Origin of the sequence: Leifsonia poae (genome assembly GCF_050632865.1) — a bacterium.
GTDB classification, from domain to species: domain Bacteria; phylum Actinomycetota; class Actinomycetes; order Actinomycetales; family Microbacteriaceae; genus Leifsonia; species Leifsonia poae_B.
This window is the reverse complement of the sequence record NZ_JBODSA010000003.1, coordinates 581357-597009: the sequence shown is the minus strand read 5'-3', so window position 1 is coordinate 597009 and position 15653 is coordinate 581357. Positions and strand designations below refer to the sequence as shown.

16 protein-coding genes and 2 pseudogenes are annotated in these 15653 nt (G+C 69.1%); 5 read left to right on the top strand and 13 right to left on the bottom strand.

The features are described from left to right. Nucleotides 1–65 precede the first annotated feature (65 nt). The 3 genes and pseudogenes from ACRAWB_RS13060 to ACRAWB_RS13050 all read right to left on the bottom strand — a co-directional run bounded on the left by ACRAWB_RS13060 (nucleotide 66) and on the right by ACRAWB_RS13050 (nucleotide 1916). Nucleotides 66–643, bottom strand: a pseudogene (locus ACRAWB_RS13060) (DUF3618 domain-containing protein). Further along, nucleotides 640–1098, bottom strand: a complete 459-nt coding sequence (locus tag ACRAWB_RS13055) for a phage holin family protein (protein ID WP_431353715.1) — start codon at nucleotides 1096–1098, stop codon at nucleotides 640–642. Before ACRAWB_RS13055 ends, ACRAWB_RS13060 begins: the two are co-directional and overlap by 4 nt. After that, nucleotides 1095–1916, bottom strand: a complete 822-nt coding sequence (locus tag ACRAWB_RS13050; RefSeq protein WP_431353714.1) for a hypothetical protein — start codon at nucleotides 1914–1916, stop codon at nucleotides 1095–1097. The genes ACRAWB_RS13055 and ACRAWB_RS13050 overlap by 4 nt, the downstream gene beginning before the upstream one ends. Before the next feature lie 157 nt (nucleotides 1917–2073). Here ACRAWB_RS13050 and ACRAWB_RS13045 point away from each other — a divergent pair, with 157 nt between their 5' ends. Next, on the top strand, nucleotides 2074–3006 hold the full coding sequence (locus ACRAWB_RS13045) for a hypothetical protein (protein ID WP_431353713.1): 933 nt from the start codon (nucleotides 2074–2076) through the stop codon (nucleotides 3004–3006). Between the two features lie 6 nt (nucleotides 3007–3012). Here the strand turns inward: ACRAWB_RS13045 and ACRAWB_RS13040 are convergent, their stop codons facing one another. From ACRAWB_RS13040 to ACRAWB_RS13005, 8 genes and pseudogenes are all read right to left on the bottom strand, one after another. After that, nucleotides 3013–4947 carry a PKD domain-containing protein gene (locus ACRAWB_RS13040; RefSeq protein WP_431353712.1) on the bottom strand — a complete coding sequence of 645 codons (1935 nt, stop codon included), beginning with the start codon at nucleotides 4945–4947 and terminating at the stop codon, nucleotides 3013–3015. Between the two features lie 90 nt (nucleotides 4948–5037). Beyond that, nucleotides 5038–5591, bottom strand: a pseudogene (locus ACRAWB_RS13035) (dihydrofolate reductase family protein). A 38-nt stretch (nucleotides 5592–5629) separates the two neighbouring features. Next, on the bottom strand, nucleotides 5630–5887 hold the full coding sequence (locus ACRAWB_RS13030; RefSeq protein WP_431353711.1) for a hypothetical protein: 258 nt from the start codon (nucleotides 5885–5887) through the stop codon (nucleotides 5630–5632). A 133-nt stretch (nucleotides 5888–6020) separates the two neighbouring features. After that, nucleotides 6021–6419 (bottom strand): MerR family transcriptional regulator, encoded by a 399-nt coding sequence (locus tag ACRAWB_RS13025; RefSeq protein ID WP_431353710.1) that lies wholly within the window; start codon nucleotides 6417–6419, stop codon nucleotides 6021–6023. A gap of 38 nt (nucleotides 6420–6457) precedes the next feature. After that, complete coding sequence (locus ACRAWB_RS13020) at nucleotides 6458–6910, bottom strand: MarR family winged helix-turn-helix transcriptional regulator (protein ID WP_431353709.1); 453 nt, start codon at nucleotides 6908–6910, stop codon at nucleotides 6458–6460. A 22-nt stretch (nucleotides 6911–6932) separates the two neighbouring features. After that, complete coding sequence (locus tag ACRAWB_RS13015) at nucleotides 6933–7175, bottom strand: DUF6458 family protein (protein WP_431353708.1); 243 nt, start codon at nucleotides 7173–7175, stop codon at nucleotides 6933–6935. 78 nt (nucleotides 7176–7253) lie between these two features. Continuing rightward, nucleotides 7254–8069, bottom strand: coding sequence for a shikimate 5-dehydrogenase (locus ACRAWB_RS13010; RefSeq protein WP_431353707.1), 816 nt, complete (start codon nucleotides 8067–8069; stop codon nucleotides 7254–7256). A 21-nt stretch (nucleotides 8070–8090) separates the two neighbouring features. Beyond that, entirely contained in the window at nucleotides 8091–8732 is a 642-nt protein-coding gene (locus ACRAWB_RS13005; protein WP_431353706.1) for a LysE family translocator, read from the bottom strand. 97 nt (nucleotides 8733–8829) lie between these two features. Here ACRAWB_RS13005 and ACRAWB_RS13000 point away from each other — a divergent pair, with 97 nt between their 5' ends. The 4 genes from ACRAWB_RS13000 (at nucleotide 8830) to ACRAWB_RS12985 (ending at nucleotide 14169) form a co-directional block, all read left to right on the top strand. Then, nucleotides 8830–10020, top strand: coding sequence for an ROK family transcriptional regulator (locus tag ACRAWB_RS13000; protein ID WP_431353705.1), 1191 nt, complete (start codon nucleotides 8830–8832; stop codon nucleotides 10018–10020). 98 nt (nucleotides 10021–10118) lie between these two features. Next, the gene (mmsA, locus tag ACRAWB_RS12995) at nucleotides 10119–11666 is read left to right on the top strand and encodes a multiple monosaccharide ABC transporter ATP-binding protein (RefSeq protein WP_431353704.1); all 1548 of its coding nucleotides are present in this window, start codon (nucleotides 10119–10121) and stop codon (nucleotides 11664–11666) included. Nucleotides 11667–11668: 2 nt separating this feature from the next. Then, nucleotides 11669–13012, top strand: a complete 1344-nt coding sequence (mmsB, locus tag ACRAWB_RS12990) for a multiple monosaccharide ABC transporter permease (protein ID WP_431353703.1) — start codon at nucleotides 11669–11671, stop codon at nucleotides 13010–13012. A 62-nt stretch (nucleotides 13013–13074) separates the two neighbouring features. After that, nucleotides 13075–14169, top strand: coding sequence for a substrate-binding domain-containing protein (locus ACRAWB_RS12985; protein ID WP_431353702.1), 1095 nt, complete (start codon nucleotides 13075–13077; stop codon nucleotides 14167–14169). 114 nt (nucleotides 14170–14283) lie between these two features. Here the strand turns inward: ACRAWB_RS12985 and ACRAWB_RS12980 are convergent, their stop codons facing one another. After that, on the bottom strand, nucleotides 14284–14685 hold the full coding sequence (locus ACRAWB_RS12980) for a hypothetical protein (RefSeq protein ID WP_431353701.1): 402 nt from the start codon (nucleotides 14683–14685) through the stop codon (nucleotides 14284–14286). 32 nt (nucleotides 14686–14717) lie between these two features. Then, nucleotides 14718–15653 (bottom strand): S1C family serine protease, encoded by a 936-nt coding sequence (locus ACRAWB_RS12975; RefSeq protein WP_431353700.1) that lies wholly within the window; start codon nucleotides 15651–15653, stop codon nucleotides 14718–14720.

Here is a 15653-nt window from a genome sequence, read left to right as displayed (position 1 = left end):
TAAAAGGGAAACGCGGCGGAAGGTCCGGGGGATGGCCTTCCGCCGCGCGTTTCCGGGATAACGGACTACTGGTCGGACTGCAGCCGCTGTCCCGATTCCTTCGCCTCGCCGGCGACGTCGCTCGCGCGGTCGGTGGCCTCCTCCTTGACGGTGGACACCCCTCCTGCGCGGTCTCCTTCACCGACTGGACGGCCTGCTGGGCGGGCTCCTTCAGGTCGTTCGCGACCTGCTTGCCCACCTCGGCGGCCTCCTGGAGGAGCGGCTGCGCGGCGTCCTTCGCGGACGACGCCAGTTCCTTCTCCTTGCTGCTCGCCGGGATGAGGGAGGCCACCAGGGCTCCGACGCCGAAGGCGATGAGGCCGACGGCGAGCGGGTTGCCCTGCGCCTTGTTCACGACGGTGCGGCCGGCGTCGGCGACGCTGCTGCCGGCGTCGGAGACGGCGCCGTGCACGTTGCTGCCCACGTCGTCGGCGGTGCCCATGACCCGGTCGCTGAGCGAGTGCCAGGCGCCCTTGACCTTGCGGGTCTGGCGGTCGACGATCTTGCTGGGTGTGACCTTGTCGGCCAGGGCATCCACGTCACCGCTCAGGTTGCGGCGGGTGGCTTCGATTTCTGCGCGGATCACGTCCGGGTCGTCACTCATCGGTTCTCTCCGTTCGGTTTCAGTGTCGGTGGGATTTCCTTGACCGTCTCGACGGTCTGCGGAGCGCCTTCGACGGTCTTCAGCTGCTTGCGTCCGCGGGTGTACAGGATCAGCGCGACGATGCCCCAGATGATGGCGACGATCACGGCGGACCAGGCGTTGCCCACCAGGTAGCCGAGCGCCCACCAGAGGGCGACGGACAGGAAGAACACGGCCATCAGCCCCGCGTATCCCGCACCGCCGAGCAGGCCGGCGCCCTTACCGGCGCGCGTGATGGTCTGCTTGATCTCGGCCTTGGCGAGTTCCATCTCCTGGCGGATCAGGGTGGAGAGATCTCGACTGACCTCTCCGAGCAGTTCGCCGAGCGAGCTGTTCGCGGCACGCTCCTCTGCGGCGTCCACCGGAGGCGCGGCGGCCTCCGCGGCGACCCGCCGCGCGCTGGGCTGGTCGGTCATGGCCGGCCTCCGGTATACCCGGCGCCCGGAAGCGGCGGAACCTCGGTCCCGACGCCGTCGTCGTACAGGTCGTCATCGCCGAGGGCGCTGCCGGTACCTGCGGCATAGCCGACGCTGCTGCCGGAGTATCCGGCGGTCGTGCCGGTGCTGGCGGTCGTGCCGGTGTACGACGCGTCGGTGCTCGCTGAGCCGCTGTTGCCGTTCGAGGAGTCGTCACCGCCGCTGGCGAGGGCACGGGTCAGGCGACCCGCGAGAGCTCCGGCGATGGCGGCCGCGGCGATGAACGTGCCGGGGTTGCGCCGTGCGTACGACTTCACTTCGTTGAGCAGCGAGCCGGGGTCGCGCTGGTCGAGCCAGCCGGCGATCGAATGGGCGCGCTGCCCGACCTGGCGCACCAGGTCGCTGGCGATGCCGCCCTGCTGGGAGGAGGAGGCCATCTGGTCCAACTCGTCGCCGACGGAGTGGAGACCGCTGGCGACCCGCTCCTGCTGGTGGGCGGCCTGATCGCGCAACTCGCGCTGCGTCTGGTGGTAGAGCTCTCTGGCCTGGGACTTCGCCTCGCCGGCGACGTTCTTGGCCTGCTCCTTCGCGGTGCCGGCGACGTCCTTGCCGGCCTGCTTCGCCGATTCCGTGACGCGGCTCGCTTCGTCCTTGACGCTGCCGCCTTGACCCCCGGTGGAGCTCGTACTCGTGCCCCCGGTGGTCCCGGCCGTGCCTTCAGGCAGCACCGTCTCCGGCAGACCGGCCTCCGGCTCCAGCGCGTCGCGCCTGCTGTCGAAGATCGGTGTGTCCGCGGACTGGTCGTCTGACATGGTCATGACTGACGTTTCCTTTCGGTGGATGTGTCCGGTTGGGATGTGCGGCCCACTGAAGACACCCGGTGGAGGCGGGTCCAGAGATTGACATGGCACTCGCTCGGGGGGTACCCATGCGCGTAGGTGCGCCTGGCTGCGCTTTCGGGCTAGCGTGTCGCGCATGGACGCCGTCGACTGGTTGCTCGAATCCGACCCCGCGATCCGCTGGCAGGCGCTCCGCGACCTGACGGATGCGACAGCCGAGGAGGTGGCGGTCGAACGGGCCCGGATCCCGCACGAGGGCTGGGGAAAGACCCTCCTCGAGGAGCAGGCCGAGGACGGTCTCTGGGACGGCGGAACCTATCGGCCGGGCTGGATCCCGCCGGAGCGCGACGGCTTCGACGCCTGGAGCGGGACGCACTTCACCCTCCAGCAGCTGGTCGACTTCGGCCTGGATCCGGAGAGTCTGGAGGCGCGGACCGCGATCGGGCGGGTCCGCGAAAATCTTCGCTGGGAGCACGCCGGCGAACCGTACTTCGAGGGTGAGACCGAACCGTGCATCAACGGAGTCACCCTCACGATCGCCTCCTACTTCGGCGAAGGCGGGGACACGATCGCCCGGACGCTGGTCGATTCACGGTTGGACGACGGCGGCTGGAACTGCTGGGCGGAGTACGGCGCGCGCGTCTCGTCCTATCACTCCACCATCTGTGCGGTCGAGGGACTACGCGACTGGCAGCGGGCCGGCGGCGACGATCCACAGGTGGAGGAGGTCGCCCGGGCCGGCGAGGAGTACCTGCTCGAGCGCGGACTGTACCGCCGGCGCTCTGACGGCTCCATCCCCGACCCGCGGATGACGATGCTGTCGTATCCGGTGCGCTGGTACCACGACGTGCTGCGCGGCCTCGAGCACTTCCGGCGGCTGGACCGGCGGGATCCCCGGCTCGCGGACGCGATCGAGCTGGTCCGCGGCAAGGCCGACGCCGAAGGACGCTGGGTGCTCGAGAACCTGCATGAGGGTTCGGTGATCGTCGAGTTCGAGATGGAGGGCTTCCCGAGCCAGTGGATCACCCTCCGGGCGCTGCGCGTGCTGCGGTGGTGGGACGTCGCCTGACTCGGGTCACGGGGCCACGGCCGTGAGGTCGTCGAACGAGACCGTCACCGGCGCGTTGGCGACGCCGCCCGACAGGTAACCCAGCACGGCCAGCCCGCCTGGGCCCTGGAGCGCGGCGGTGCTGTCGCTCGCCGACCGCTGCCAGGCGGCCGGCTCCGTCGTGCCGTCCACCCACACCTTGGTCTGCAGCAGGGTCGGGGACGTCCCGGTCGTCTGTACCCGCACGTCCAGCCGCGTCCCTGCGGTGTACGTGATGCCCGTCAGGGTCAATCCGGCCTGCACCGAGACCTCGTTGCCACCGTTCTGGTCCACCCGGACGAGTTGGACGGTGACCTTGCCCGCGGACGAGATGATCACCTTCGACGCGTAGGAACCCGCCGTCGGGATGCGCCGCCCCTGGAGGGTGAGGTAGACGCTCCCGGAGGAGGGCAGCTTGTCGAGCGCGATGGTCGTCCGCAGGTCGATGCCCGTGGCGCTGACGCCCGCCAGCCGTCCCGTACTGCTCGTGCCGGCGGGGAGCGAGAGCTTGGCCGTGCCGCCGCCCACCGAGAACAGGCTCGAGATGCCGGACACCGTCCAGGCTCCTCCTGTGGGCGCCGTTCCCCAGCCGTTCGTCACCGTGCGCTCGAACGGGTCGGATGCCAGCGTGCTCGGTGGCGGCGGAGGCGCGGTCGGGCTGACGTCGCGGGTCGTCGTCGCTGTGGCGCCCGCATCGTCGGTCACGGTCAGTCGCGCTGTATAGGTCCCGGCGGTCGCGTAGGTGTGGGAGCCGGTGGCGCCGGTGCCCGTCGCACCGTCGCCGTAGTCCCAGGCGTAGGACGCGATGGTGCCGTCCGGATCGCTCGACCCGCTTCCGTCGAAGGAGCAGGTGAGATCGGTGCACGACGAGGTGAAGGATGCGTTCGGCGGCTGATTGCCGGCGGGTGGCGGACCGATGACGAAGCTGTCGGAGTAGGCCGCGCCTCCCGTGCGCACGAAGTTCGCATTGAGCTGGGTGGACGTGGCGGTCACATCGAGCAGACCCCAGAGCGGTGCCGCGCTGCTCCCGTACGCCGTGGCGAAGTAGCCCGCCTCGCTGTCATTGGGGTTGATGTCGTAGTTGGTGTTGCCGCCGGTGCCGACGGTGGCGAAGACCGTGCCTGCGCCCTTGGTGAGGGTGTTGCCGGCGTTGGCGACGCATCCCGCGGTGTAGACGCCGGGGGTGATGGACGCGCAGCCTCCGCCGGTCGCGAGCTGCTTGGTGCGCTGGTACAGGTGCTCATGGCCGGTCAGGACGAGGTCGACCCGCTTGGAGACGAGGAGGTTCAGCAGATCGGAACCGGGGTCGCACGCGTACTGGCCCATCGTGAGGCAGGGCTTGTGCATCCCGACGACGACCCAGGGGACGTTGGCGGCGCGGGCGCCGTCGATCGCGTTCTGGGTCCAGGTGTAATGGCTGGTGCCGCTGGCATAAGTCCAGGTGCCGTTGGAGAACGGCAGGCCGGGAGAGATCATGATGAAGCGGATCAGTGGCGCTCCCTGGGGCACGTCGACGTAGTACTCGCGACCGTACGTGCCGACGGCTCCCGGCAGCTGGTTGGGCAGGCAGGCGGAGAAGTCGTTGATGTTGCCGTTCTGCCCGTTGCTCTCATGGTTGCCGGAGACCAGCTCGAACGGGAAGCCGGCGCCGACCGTCTGCGTGACGAAGTCGCACCAGGCCTGCTCCTGTCCCGTCGTCCCGTATGAGAGGTCGCCCAGGGCGAGATTCAGGTCCGGAGCCGCGTTCTTGATGCCGGTGAGCACCGACTGCGCGGACGTCGCGGACGCGTAGTCGCCCGCCGCGGTGAAGTGGACGCTCGCGGCACCCGGCGCGATACCCTGCACGCTCTGCGGCACGCCGAGGGTCAGCGCGAGCACGGCGGCCGCCGCCCCGGCGACCGCAAGGACGCGATGTCTGGTCATCGCCGGCCTCCTCCGGCCCGGCCTCCGCCGGGCCTTCGGGCACAGGCTAGTGCGTCGTCCCGGGATGCGGGAGTAGAAACTGAGGTCTTGTCATCGCACGGCGTAGTGCAGGCCGACCGCTCCGCGTGCGAAGCGGCGCTCGTCGAGCAATTCCAGGTCGAGACGCAGGCCGTGCGGCAACGCCGGCGTGCCTCCGCCGACCGACACGGGGAGAGGAACAGCCACACCTCGTCCACCAGTCCGGCGGCGAACGCCTCGGCTGCCAGCGTGGGGCCGCCGATTGAGACGTCCCGGTCGGAGTCCTCGACGAGGCGCCGCACCTCGTCCGCGTCGAAGCGCTGCACCACGCGGGTGCGCGGGGTCGTCGCCTCGGCCAGGGAAGAGGAGTACACGACCTTGTCCGCGGCCCGCCAGATTGCGGCGTACTCCTGGTACACCCCGTCCTCGCCCGTCAGCGGCGGATCCTGCCAGAAGCGCATGGTCTCGTACATCCGACGGCCGTACAGATAGGTGCCGATCCCGCGCTCGAGGTCGTTGACGAACGCGTGCAGCTCCGGTTCGGGCTCGGCCCAGTCGAACGAGCCGGAGGCGTCCACGGTGTAGCCGTCGAGCGAGGCGATGGCGGAGAAGATCAGGCGTCCCATGCCGCGACTCTAGGACCCGCTGCGCCCGGCGGCCAGCCTCAGCCGAGCTGCGGCAGGAGGGCCCGGAGCGCCCGGAACTCGTCGTCGAAGACCCAGGGCAGGACGACGTTCAGCACCAGGCCGATCCCGATGGTCAGCAGTGCGAGGCCGATCGCGACCAGCAGCAGCGTGACCGCCAGCTGGAGGTACGCGTTCCCGGTGACGGCGGCGAGCAGCCCCCGCGCTCGCCGCCGCACCGGTTCCGACGGCGATGCGAGCGTCGGTGCGGTTCGCACTCCGTGGCCCAGCGTCGTCATCGGTCTCCCCCTTCACGTCGAGGCCGGGGCGGATCGCCCGGCCGACGTCTTCGAGTCAACCGCGGGAGTGCATGGCGGGGCATCGACCGGAGGTCGGGGGAGAGTCATCCCGTGGGATGATCTGCGACGCTCCTCAGAGCGGGGTGACGGTGCAACCGCAGCCGTGAGCGGGCTCCGGGACGCGGTCCTCCGCACCGGCCAGCCGGCGTGCGAGCAGGTCGCGGCGGCGCTCGAGCTGCGCGATGGCCGCATCCAGCTCCGCGAGTCCGTCCCGGTACGCCTCCCGGGAGGCCGGGCACTCGTCGCTGTGGGCGTGACCCGACCCGAGGCAGTCGATGAAGGGCCGCGCCTTCCCGGGCGGGATGCCCGTCGCGGCCAGCGCGCGAATCTCCCGCACCACCCGCAGGTGGTCGTCGCCGTACTCGCGGTAGCCGTTGCCGAGGCGCGCGGGGGAGACGAGCCCGAGACGTTCGTAGTAGCGCACGGCCTTGACCGTCACCCCGGCCTGTTCGGCCAGTTCGCTGATGCGCATGTCATCCTCCCCCGCCAGAGTAGACCTTGACCCCGGGGTCAGGCTCCAGCCGGCTCCGGGATGCGCGCGGCGGCCGCGATGATCGTGTGGAGGCTCGTGCGGAGCTCGGCCAGCTCGCCGGCCGGAAGCCCCAGGCGCTCGACGATGCGTCCGGGGATCTTCTCCGCCTCCGCCCGCAGCGCTCGGCCGCTCTCGGTCAGGCGCACCTCCAGCGCCCGCTCGTCGGCGAGGCTGCGCTTGCGCTCCACGTAGCCGATGGCCTCCAGCCGCTTGAGCAGCGGGGACAGTGTCGCCGGCTCCAGCGCCAGCGAATCGCTCAGGTTCTTGACCGACCGGGGCTCCTGCTCCCAGAGGGCGAGCATCACGAGGTACTGCGGATGGGTCAGCGAAAGGGGCTCGAGCACCGGACGGTAGAGCGCGATGACGCTCCGGGCCGCCACGGCGAGACCGAAGCACACCTGGTTCTCCAGGGCGAGGACGTCGTCTGACACCCGGCCATTGTATGGGCGCGACTCAGTACTCATCGGTGGTGCGCTCGACCCGCTCGCCCGTCGCCGGGTCGATGGTCTCCCGCCGCACGGTGGTCCGCGGACGGCGCCGGAGGGCGAACGCCAGCGAGATCACGAACACGACGAACCCCGCACCCATGAGGATGTAACCGGTCAGCTTGAGGTCGATCCAGCTGACCTCCACCTGCAGGGCGAAGGCCAGGATGAGACCGACGACGAAGATGAAGATGCCGCTTCCGATGCCCATGCGTCACGCTCCTTCACGGTCCGTGGGCTCAAGCTACTCCCTGGACACCGGGACGCGCATCACACCGGCGGCGCCGGATCACTCGGCGCGCGAGAACTCCGAGGCGCGGGCCACCTGCTCCGGCGTCAGGGCGACGCCCGTGTAGCGCTCGAACTGCCGCGCCGCCTGCAGCGCGATCACCTCGGCGCCCGTGATGACCGGTGTGCCGACGGCGCGGGCGGCCGTGATCAGCGGCGTCTCGGAAGGGAACGCGACCACGTCGAACACCGTCGCAGCCCGATCGATGAACGGCTGGGAGAAGGCGAGCTCCGCCTCCTGGTCGCCGCGCATCCCGAGCGGGGTCACGTTGACGATGACGTCGAAGTCGGGCTCCGGGTCGTCCTGCACCCAGCGGTACTCGTAGCGCTCGGCGAGAGCCGGCCCGGCGTCCGTGTTGCGCGCCAGGACGGTGAGGTCGTCGAAGCCTGCGCCGCGGAACGCCGCGACTACCGCCTTTGCCATCCCGCCCGAGCCGCGGACGAGCACGCTCTGCCCGGGGTCGACCTCGTGCTCGGCGAGCAGCTGGGCGACCGCTTCGTAGTCGGTGTTGGACGCGGTGAGGAACCCGTCCTCGTTGACGACCGTGTTCACCGACTCGATCGCGACCGCCGACGCCTCCAGGTTGTCGACCAGCGGGATGATCGCCTCCTTGAACGGCATGGAGACCGAGCAGCCCCGGATGCCGAGCGCCCGGATGCCGCGCACGGCGCCCTCCAGGTCGTCGGTGGTGAACGCCTTATAGACGAAGTTCAGGCCGAGCTCGTCGTACAGGAAGTTGTGGAACCGCGTACCGATGTTGCTGGGACGGCCGGCCAGCGAGATGCAGACCTGCATGTCCTTGTTCAGGATGGGCATGCTCCCATCATCGCAGGGGAGTCAGCCCTCGGCTCCGGCGACGATCGTTCCGATCCCGAGCGCGGCGAGGATGCCGGCGGAGGTCCGCTCCAGGGCGCGGGTCACGCGCGGGCGGCGCAGCCAGGCGATCATGCGGGACGCGAGGAGCGCGACCGCGATGAGGTAGAGCATGCCGATGAGCCCGTCGATTGCCCCGAGGAGCAGCGTCTCGCCGAAGCTCGCGTGCGCGGAGACGAACTGCGGCACGACGGCGATGAAGAACAGGCCGACCTTCGGGTTGAGCATCGTGGAGAGCATCCCGGCGAGCAGGCTGGACGACGACCTGCGGCGCGGCGCAGGAAGCTCGGCCATGACCTCTCCCTGGCTGCGACGCGCCTGGCGACGGCTGGCGATGAACGCCGAGACGCCGAGGTAGAGCAGATAGAGGCCGCCCGCGATCTTGACGATGCGGAAGACCTCGGCCGACTGTTCCAGCAGCGCGGCGAGCCCGAAGCCGACCAGCGCCGCCCACACCAGCGACCCGATCGCCGTCCCCGCGGCGGCAGCGATGCCGTCGCGCGCCCGGCCCATGCTGTAGCGCAGCACGAGGAACGTGTCCGGGCCGGGCGTCAGCGCGAGCACCAGGCACAGCCCGGCGAAGGCCAGAAGCGACAGGATCGTCATGAGGAAGATCATAGAGATCGGGGTGTGACCTGATCGCGGGGTGGACGATTGCGTTCACAGCTTGACTCCAACACGCCGATCGTTCACGCTTATCGTCATGACCGCCACTCAGGGGCTGATCCCCCGTGGCGCACGCAACCCCGGGTCGCAAGGCGCCCTGCGGCATCTGAACCAGGAACGACTCGTCGAGTTCCTTCTGGCCCACGGACCGTCGACCCAGGCAGAGCTGGCGCGCGGGACCGGCCTGTCCACCGCCACCGTGTCGAACATCGTCCGCGACATGGCGACGAAGGGCGTCGTCGCGACCAGTCCGGTGACGTCGAGCGGCCGCCGCGCCCTCCTCGTGCAGCTCACCGACACCGGCGACATCGCAGTCGGTGTGGACTTCGGGCGCCGCCACGTGCGCATCGTCCTCTCCACTCTCGGCTACGACGTGATCGCCGAGGAGCAGGTCGCCCTCGAGCCCGGCTACGACGTGGTCGGCGCCGTCGAGGAGGCGGCGCGGCTGCTCGACCGGATGCTCGCCGACGGCGGCCACGACCGGGAGTCCGTCCTCGCCGTGGGCGTCGGCATCCCCGGCCCCATCGACCGGCGCACCGGCACGGTTCTCCAGGGCGCCATCCTCCCCGAGTGGGTCGGGATCACGCGGCGCGAGCTGGAGGACGTCTTCGGCTTCCCGGTGGTCGTCGACAACGACGCCAACCTGGGCGCTCTCGCCGAGGTCACCTGGGGCGCGAACCGCGGGGAGCGCAACCTCATCTTCGTGAAGATCGGCACCGGGATCGGCGCCGGCCTCATCCTGAACGGGCAGCCGTACTACGGGTTCCTCGGCATCACGGGGGAGCTCGGGCATACGCCGGTCGCCGAGCACGGCGTGATCTGCCGCTGCGGAAATCGCGGCTGCCTCGAGACCGTCGCCTCCACCAGCGTCATGCTGGAATCGCTCGGACACGGCACCGGAGGAGGCCTGACGACCTCCGACATCCTGCGCCGCGGCCTGGCACAGGACCCGGCGGTGCTGCGCGTGGTGAGCGACGCCGGAACCGCCATCGGCCAGGCGATCGGCAACATCGCCAACGTCATCAACCCCGAACTTGTGCTGATCGGCGGTCCGCTGGTGGGTCTCGGCGATGCGCTGCTCGACCCGATCCGGCGCGGGATCCAGCACAATGCGCTGCCGATCATCGCCGGCACCACGTCGGTGCGGGTGTCGTCGCTGGGCGACCGGGCCGAGTCGCTGGGCGCCGCGGCCATTGTGATCCAGGGCGCACTCGCGGGTAACGACTGACTGTTATCGCATCGTTGTCTTCACTATTTGACGACAAGTGAGAACATAGCGTTTACTACTTAGGCACATCCATTACCCGAGCTCGAACAGGAGCGACGATGCCGTCGAACGCAGTCATCCTCGAGATGCGCGCGATCACCAAGGAGTTCCCTGGTGTGAAAGCCCTGGAGGATGTCTCCCTCACCGTGCACGCCGACGAGATCCACGCGATCTGCGGCGAGAACGGCGCGGGGAAGTCCACCCTCATGAAGGTCCTCTCCGGCGTCTACCCGTACGGCACGTACACCGGCGACATCGTCTACCAGGGCGAGGTCCAGCGCTTCAAGGACATCAAGTCCAGCGAGCAGCAGGGCATCGTGATCATCCACCAGGAGCTCGCCCTCATCCCCGAGCTCTCGATCACCGAGAACATCTTCCTCGGCAACGAGCCGGGCCGCGGTGGCGTCATCGACTGGCAGCAGGCGAAGACCCGCGCCACCGAGCTGCTGGCCCGCGTCGGCCTGAGCGACGACCCCGACACGCAGATCAAGAACATCGGCGTCGGCAAGCAGCAGCTGGTCGAGATCGCGAAGGCGCTCAACAAGAACGTCAAGCTGCTCATCCTCGACGAGCCGACCGCCGCGCTGAACGAGGCCGAGTCGCAGCACCTCCTCGACCTGATCGTCGGCCTCAAGGGCCGTGGCGTCAGCTCGATCATCATCAGCCACAAGCTCAACGAGATCGAGCAGATCGCCGACCAGATCACGATCATCCGCGACGGCCACTCCATCGAGACGCTGGACGTGAAAGCGGACGGCGTCGACGAGGACCGCATCATCCGCGGCATGGTCGGCCGCACGCTCGAGAGCCGCTACCCGGAGCGCACGCCGAACATCGGCGAGACCTTCTTCGAGGTGCGCGACTGGGTCGTCCAGCACCCGCAGGTCCCCGAGCGCCTGGTCGTCAAGAACTCCAGCTTCTACGTGCGCCGCGGTGAGATCGTCGGCTTCGCCGGCCTGATGGGCGCCGGCCGCACCGAGCTGGCGATGAGCGTCTTCGGCCACTCCTACGGCAACTGGATCTCGGGCGAGATCTACAAGGACGGCCACAAGATCGAGGTCCGCAACGTCTCCGAGGCCATCGACAACGGCATGGCCTACGTGAGCGAGGACCGCAAGGTGCTCGGCCTCAACCTGCTCGACGACATCAAGCAGTCCATCGTCGCCGCCAAGCTCAAGAAGATCGCCAAGCGCGGCGTGGTCGACGACCTGCAGGAGTACGCGGTCGCCGACGAGTACCGCAAGCGCCTCCGCATCCGCACGCCCGACGTCAACCGCGGCGTGAGCACCCTGTCCGGCGGCAACCAGCAGAAGGTCGTCCTGGCGAAGTGGATGTTCACCGACCCGGACATCCTGATCCTGGACGAGCCCACGCGCGGCATCGACGTCGGCGCCAAGTTCGAGATCTACGGGATCATCCAGCAGCTGGCCGCCCAGGGGAAGGGCGTCATCGTCATCTCCTCCGAGCTGCCCGAACTGCTCGGCATCTCCGACCGCATCTACACGATCTTCGAGGGTCAGATCACCGCCGACTTCCCGATCGCGGAAGCGACCCCCGAGACTCTCCTGAAAAGCATGACATCCGCCAAGAAGAGGGTGACCCGATAACCATGAGCACGCAGATCGCAGAGAAGAAGAAGTCCGGAGGCATCCGCGACCTCGGCATGATGTTCGGCGGCGGCCAGTCCACCGGACGCCAGTTCGGCATCCTGGGCGCGCTCGTCGTCATCATCCTGCTGTTCGAGATCCTGACCGGCGGCAAGACCCTCGAGCCGGTCAACCTGATCAACCTCGTCAACCAGAACGTCTACGTCCTGATCCTGGCGATCGGCATGGTCATGGTGATCATCGCGGGCCACATCGACCTGTCGGTCGGCTCGGTCGCGGCTCTGGTCGGCATCATCGTCGCGAAGTCGATGAACGACTGGAACGTGCCGTGGCCGCTCGCCATCCTGCTCGGCCTCGTCGTCGGCGTCGTGATCGGCGCCTGGCAGGGCTGGTGGGTCGCCTACGTCGGCGTCCCCGCCTTCATCGTGACCCTGGCCGGCATGCTCATCTTCCGCGGCCTCAACCAGCTGATCGGAAACGCGAACACCATCCCGGTGCCGGACGGCTACACCTACATCGGCGGCGGCTTCCTCCCCGAGTGGGGCCCGAACACCGGCTTCAACAACTCCACCCTGCTGCTGGGCCTGATCATCGCGGTCGTCATCGCGCTGATGGAGGTCCGCACCCGCCGCAAGCAGACCAAGATGGGCTCCGAGAAGGCGCCGCTCTGGGTCAGCGTGTTCAAGGTCGTCATCCTCGACGCGGTCGTCGTCTATGCCGCGGTGCTGTTCGGCAGCGGCCGCGTGGGCACCTCGTTCCCTGTCGCCGGTGTCATCCTCGGCGTGCTGATCATCCTGTACTCGTTCATCACGCGGAACACGATCTTCGGTCGTCACATCTACGCGGTCGGCGGCAACTCGCACGCCGCGGAGCTGTCGGGCGTCAAGATCCGCCGGATCAACTTCTTCGTCATGATGAACATGTCGGTGCTCGCCGCCCTGGCCGGCATGATCGCCGTCGCCCGCTCGGTGTCCTCCGGCCCGCAGGACGGCCTCGGCTGGGAGCTCGACGCGATCGCCGCCGTCTTCATCGGTGGTGCCGCGGTCTCCGGCGGTATCGGTACCGTCGCCGGCTCCATCATCGGTGGTCTGGTCATCGCCGTCCTCAACAACGGTCTCCAGCTGCTCGGCGTCACGAGCGACAAGGTCCAGATCATCAAGGGCCTGGTCCTGCTCATCGCGGTCGGCATCGACGTCTACTCCAAGCGCCGCGGCGGTCCCTCGCTCATCGGCAGGATGTTCAACCGCGACAAGACGCAGCGCGTCGACGCCGCGGCCGAGGAGCAGCCCGCCGTCGTTCCGACCGGCGACCAGGCCGAGGACTCCTCGAGGTCCCTTACCTCGTAGGTTCCCCTTTTCGCTTCACCTCCAACCTGCAACACCCCCACACACAGAGAAAGTAGATTGCAATGCGCAAAATCGCACTCGCGACAGTGGCCGTCGCTGCTGCCGCCGCGCTCGCCCTGACCGGCTGCTCCGGCAGCGGCCGTGGTTCGAGCGGTGACTCCACCGCTTCGGGCTTCGACAAGGGAGCCACCATCGGCGTCGCCCTCCCGACCAAGACGTCGGAGAACTGGGTTCTCGCCGGTGGCCTCTTCGAGGACGGCCTCAAGTCGGCCGGCTTCAAGGGCGACGTGCAGTACGCCGGTGGTTCGGGCGTCTCCGACCAGCAGTCGCAGATCCAGTCGATGATCACCAACGGCGCCAAGGTCGTCATCATCGGCGCCGTCGACGGTGGCCAGCTCGCCGCGCAGGCCAAGGCCGCGCACGACGCCGGCGCGACCGTCATCGCGTACGACCGCCTCATCCTCAACACGAACGACGTCGACTACTACGTCGCGTACGACAACGAGAAGGTCGGCGAGCTGCAGGGTCAGGCCCTGCTCGACGGCATGGCGAAGAAGTACCCGGGCAAGAAGAACTTCAACATCGAGCTCTTCTCCGGTTCGCCGGACGACGCCAACTCGAAGGTCTTCTTCGACGGCGCCATGAAGATCCTCGAGCCGAAGATCAAGGACGGCACGCTGAAGGTCGTCTCGGGTCAGACCGAGATCAAGCAGACCTCCACCCAGGGCTGGCTGCCGGCGAACGCGCAGACCCGCATGGACACCCTGCTCGCCGCCAACTACGGCTCCACCGAGCTCGACGGCGTCCTGTCCCCGAACGACACCCTCGCCCGCGCCATCATCACCTCGGTGAAGGGTGCAGGCAAGCCGGTCCCGATCGTCACCGGTCAGGACTCGGAGGCCGAGTCGGTCAAGTCCATCATGGCGGGCGAGCAGTACTCGACCATCAACAAGGACACCCGCAACCTGGTCAAGCAGGCCATCACCATGGTCGAGGACCTGCAGAAGGGCAAGAAGCCCGAGATCAACGACGACAAGTCGTACGACAACGGCAAGAAGGTCGTCCCGGCCTACCTGCTGAAGCCGGTCATCGTCACCAAGGAGAACGCGGCCGAGGCGTACGCCAACGACCCGACCCTGGAGCCGCTGACCAAGTAACTCCCGTTCGCACCCTCGTGTGAACAATGAAAGGGCCCGGAGCGTGATCGCTCCGGGCCCTTTCCCGATCCGTCCCCCGACTGGATCGGTCCCCCTGGCCGAGACACTGACAGGTTAGGGTCGCCGGGCCGGCTGCGGCATCCGGGCCAGCACGGATTCAGGACTGCGGCGAAGCGCAGCCCGGTAGTAGCGCACCAGTTCGGCGGCCGCCGGACGCTGGGCCGCCATCGCCCCCGCGTCGGTGCGACGGGCGGCGAGGTGGTGGCGCCAGGACTCGGCGGCGCAGCGGTGGTCCCACGCGACGGCGGCCGCGGCCTCCAACGTGCGGCACCATCCGATGAGCTCGCGGCCCTCGGAGGTGGGCGCCCAGGTGACCACCCGGAACCAGATGTCCGGCCGATTCGGGTCGCCGAAGGCGAACCGCCGGATGACGCCGTACGGCGTGCCGAGTGCCCCCTGGCGGAGCAGCCACTCGGTGGGCTGCGCATTCGCCACCGGGTGCCAGGATGCGCTCACGGCGTCACGTTACGGGGCGCCGCCGACAACCCTCAGGCGACGAGCTCCTGCGGCAGCACCACCACATCCACCAGGGCGCCGTTGCGCCAGAGGGTGAGCTCCATGCGGCGGCCGATCGCGCGCTCGACCATGAGCCGCTGCAGGCCGGTCGGGTCGACCACGGGGATGCCGTCGAGCGACACCACGATGTCGCCGGGCCGCGCGCCGGCCTCGGCCGCGGGGCTGCCCGCCACCACCGTGGCGATGCGGATTCCCATCGGCGCACCGACCTTCGCGGCCGCCTCCGGTGTCAGCCGCACCTTGGTGCCTGCGACGCCGAGCCACGCGCGGCGGACGCGGCCCGCGGACTTCAGCGCCTCCACGATCTCGAGCGTGCTCGCGTTGATGGGAACGGCGAGCCCCAGACCGATTCCCGCGACGGCGGTGTTGACGCCGACCATCCGGCCGGCGCTGTCGGCGAGCACGCCGCCGCTGTTGCCGGGGTTCAGCGCGGCGTCCGTCTGGATGACCTCGTCGATGACGCGACCGGATGCTGTGGGCAGCGAGCGGCCCAGCGCGGAGACGATGCCCGCGGTGACGCTTCCTGCGAGGCCCAGCGGGTTCCCGAGGGCGACGACGAGCTGTCCGACGCGGAGTCGCGCGGCGTCGCCGAGGCGCAGCGGCGGGGGAGTGGCACCGCGTGCGCGGAGCACCGCGAGATCGGAGAGGGGGTCGGTGCCGACGACCTCGGCGTCGACGGTGGTGCCGTCGGCGAAGGACAGCTCGGTGCCGGTCGCGCCCGCCACGACGTGCGCGCTGGTGAGCAGGTGCCCGTCGGCGCTGATGACCGACGCGCTGCCCGCCCCGGCGCCGGAGCGCGTGCGGACGGACACGGCCGCGACCGACGGCAGCACCGTCTCCGCGACCCTCACGACGGCGGCCGAGTAGGCGTCGAGCGCCGCCCGGTCGTCCACCTCGTCCTCGTTCAT

Excerpts from the sequence above, each read along its gene's own strand:
- ACRAWB_RS13010 (WP_431353707.1), bottom strand. The coding sequence starts at position 8,069 with ATGCCCATCCTGAACAAGGACATGCAGGTCTGCATCTCGCTGGCCGGC.
- ACRAWB_RS12975 (WP_431353700.1), bottom strand. The coding sequence starts at position 15,653 with ATGAACGAGGACGAGGTGGACGACCGGGCGGCGCTCGACGCCTACTCG.
- mmsA (WP_431353704.1), top strand. The coding sequence starts at position 10,119 with ATGCCGTCGAACGCAGTCATCCTCGAGATGCGCGCGATCACCAAGGAG.
- ACRAWB_RS13055 (WP_431353715.1), bottom strand. The coding sequence starts at position 1,098 with ATGACCGACCAGCCCAGCGCGCGGCGGGTCGCCGCGGAGGCCGCCGCG.
- ACRAWB_RS13050 (WP_431353714.1), bottom strand. The coding sequence starts at position 1,916 with ATGACCATGTCAGACGACCAGTCCGCGGACACACCGATCTTCGACAGC.
- ACRAWB_RS13040 (WP_431353712.1), bottom strand. The coding sequence starts at position 4,947 with ATGACCAGACATCGCGTCCTTGCGGTCGCCGGGGCGGCGGCCGCCGTG.
- ACRAWB_RS13025 (WP_431353710.1), bottom strand. The coding sequence starts at position 6,419 with ATGCGCATCAGCGAACTGGCCGAACAGGCCGGGGTGACGGTCAAGGCC.
- mmsB (WP_431353703.1), top strand. The coding sequence starts at position 11,669 with ATGAGCACGCAGATCGCAGAGAAGAAGAAGTCCGGAGGCATCCGCGAC.
- ACRAWB_RS13045 (WP_431353713.1), top strand. The coding sequence starts at position 2,074 with ATGGACGCCGTCGACTGGTTGCTCGAATCCGACCCCGCGATCCGCTGG.
- ACRAWB_RS12985 (WP_431353702.1), top strand. The coding sequence starts at position 13,075 with ATGCGCAAAATCGCACTCGCGACAGTGGCCGTCGCTGCTGCCGCCGCG.
- ACRAWB_RS13000 (WP_431353705.1), top strand. The coding sequence starts at position 8,830 with ATGACCGCCACTCAGGGGCTGATCCCCCGTGGCGCACGCAACCCCGGG.
- ACRAWB_RS13015 (WP_431353708.1), bottom strand. The coding sequence starts at position 7,175 with ATGGGCATCGGAAGCGGCATCTTCATCTTCGTCGTCGGTCTCATCCTG.
- ACRAWB_RS13005 (WP_431353706.1), bottom strand. The coding sequence starts at position 8,732 with ATGACGATCCTGTCGCTTCTGGCCTTCGCCGGGCTGTGCCTGGTGCTC.
- ACRAWB_RS13030 (WP_431353711.1), bottom strand. The coding sequence starts at position 5,887 with ATGACGACGCTGGGCCACGGAGTGCGAACCGCACCGACGCTCGCATCG.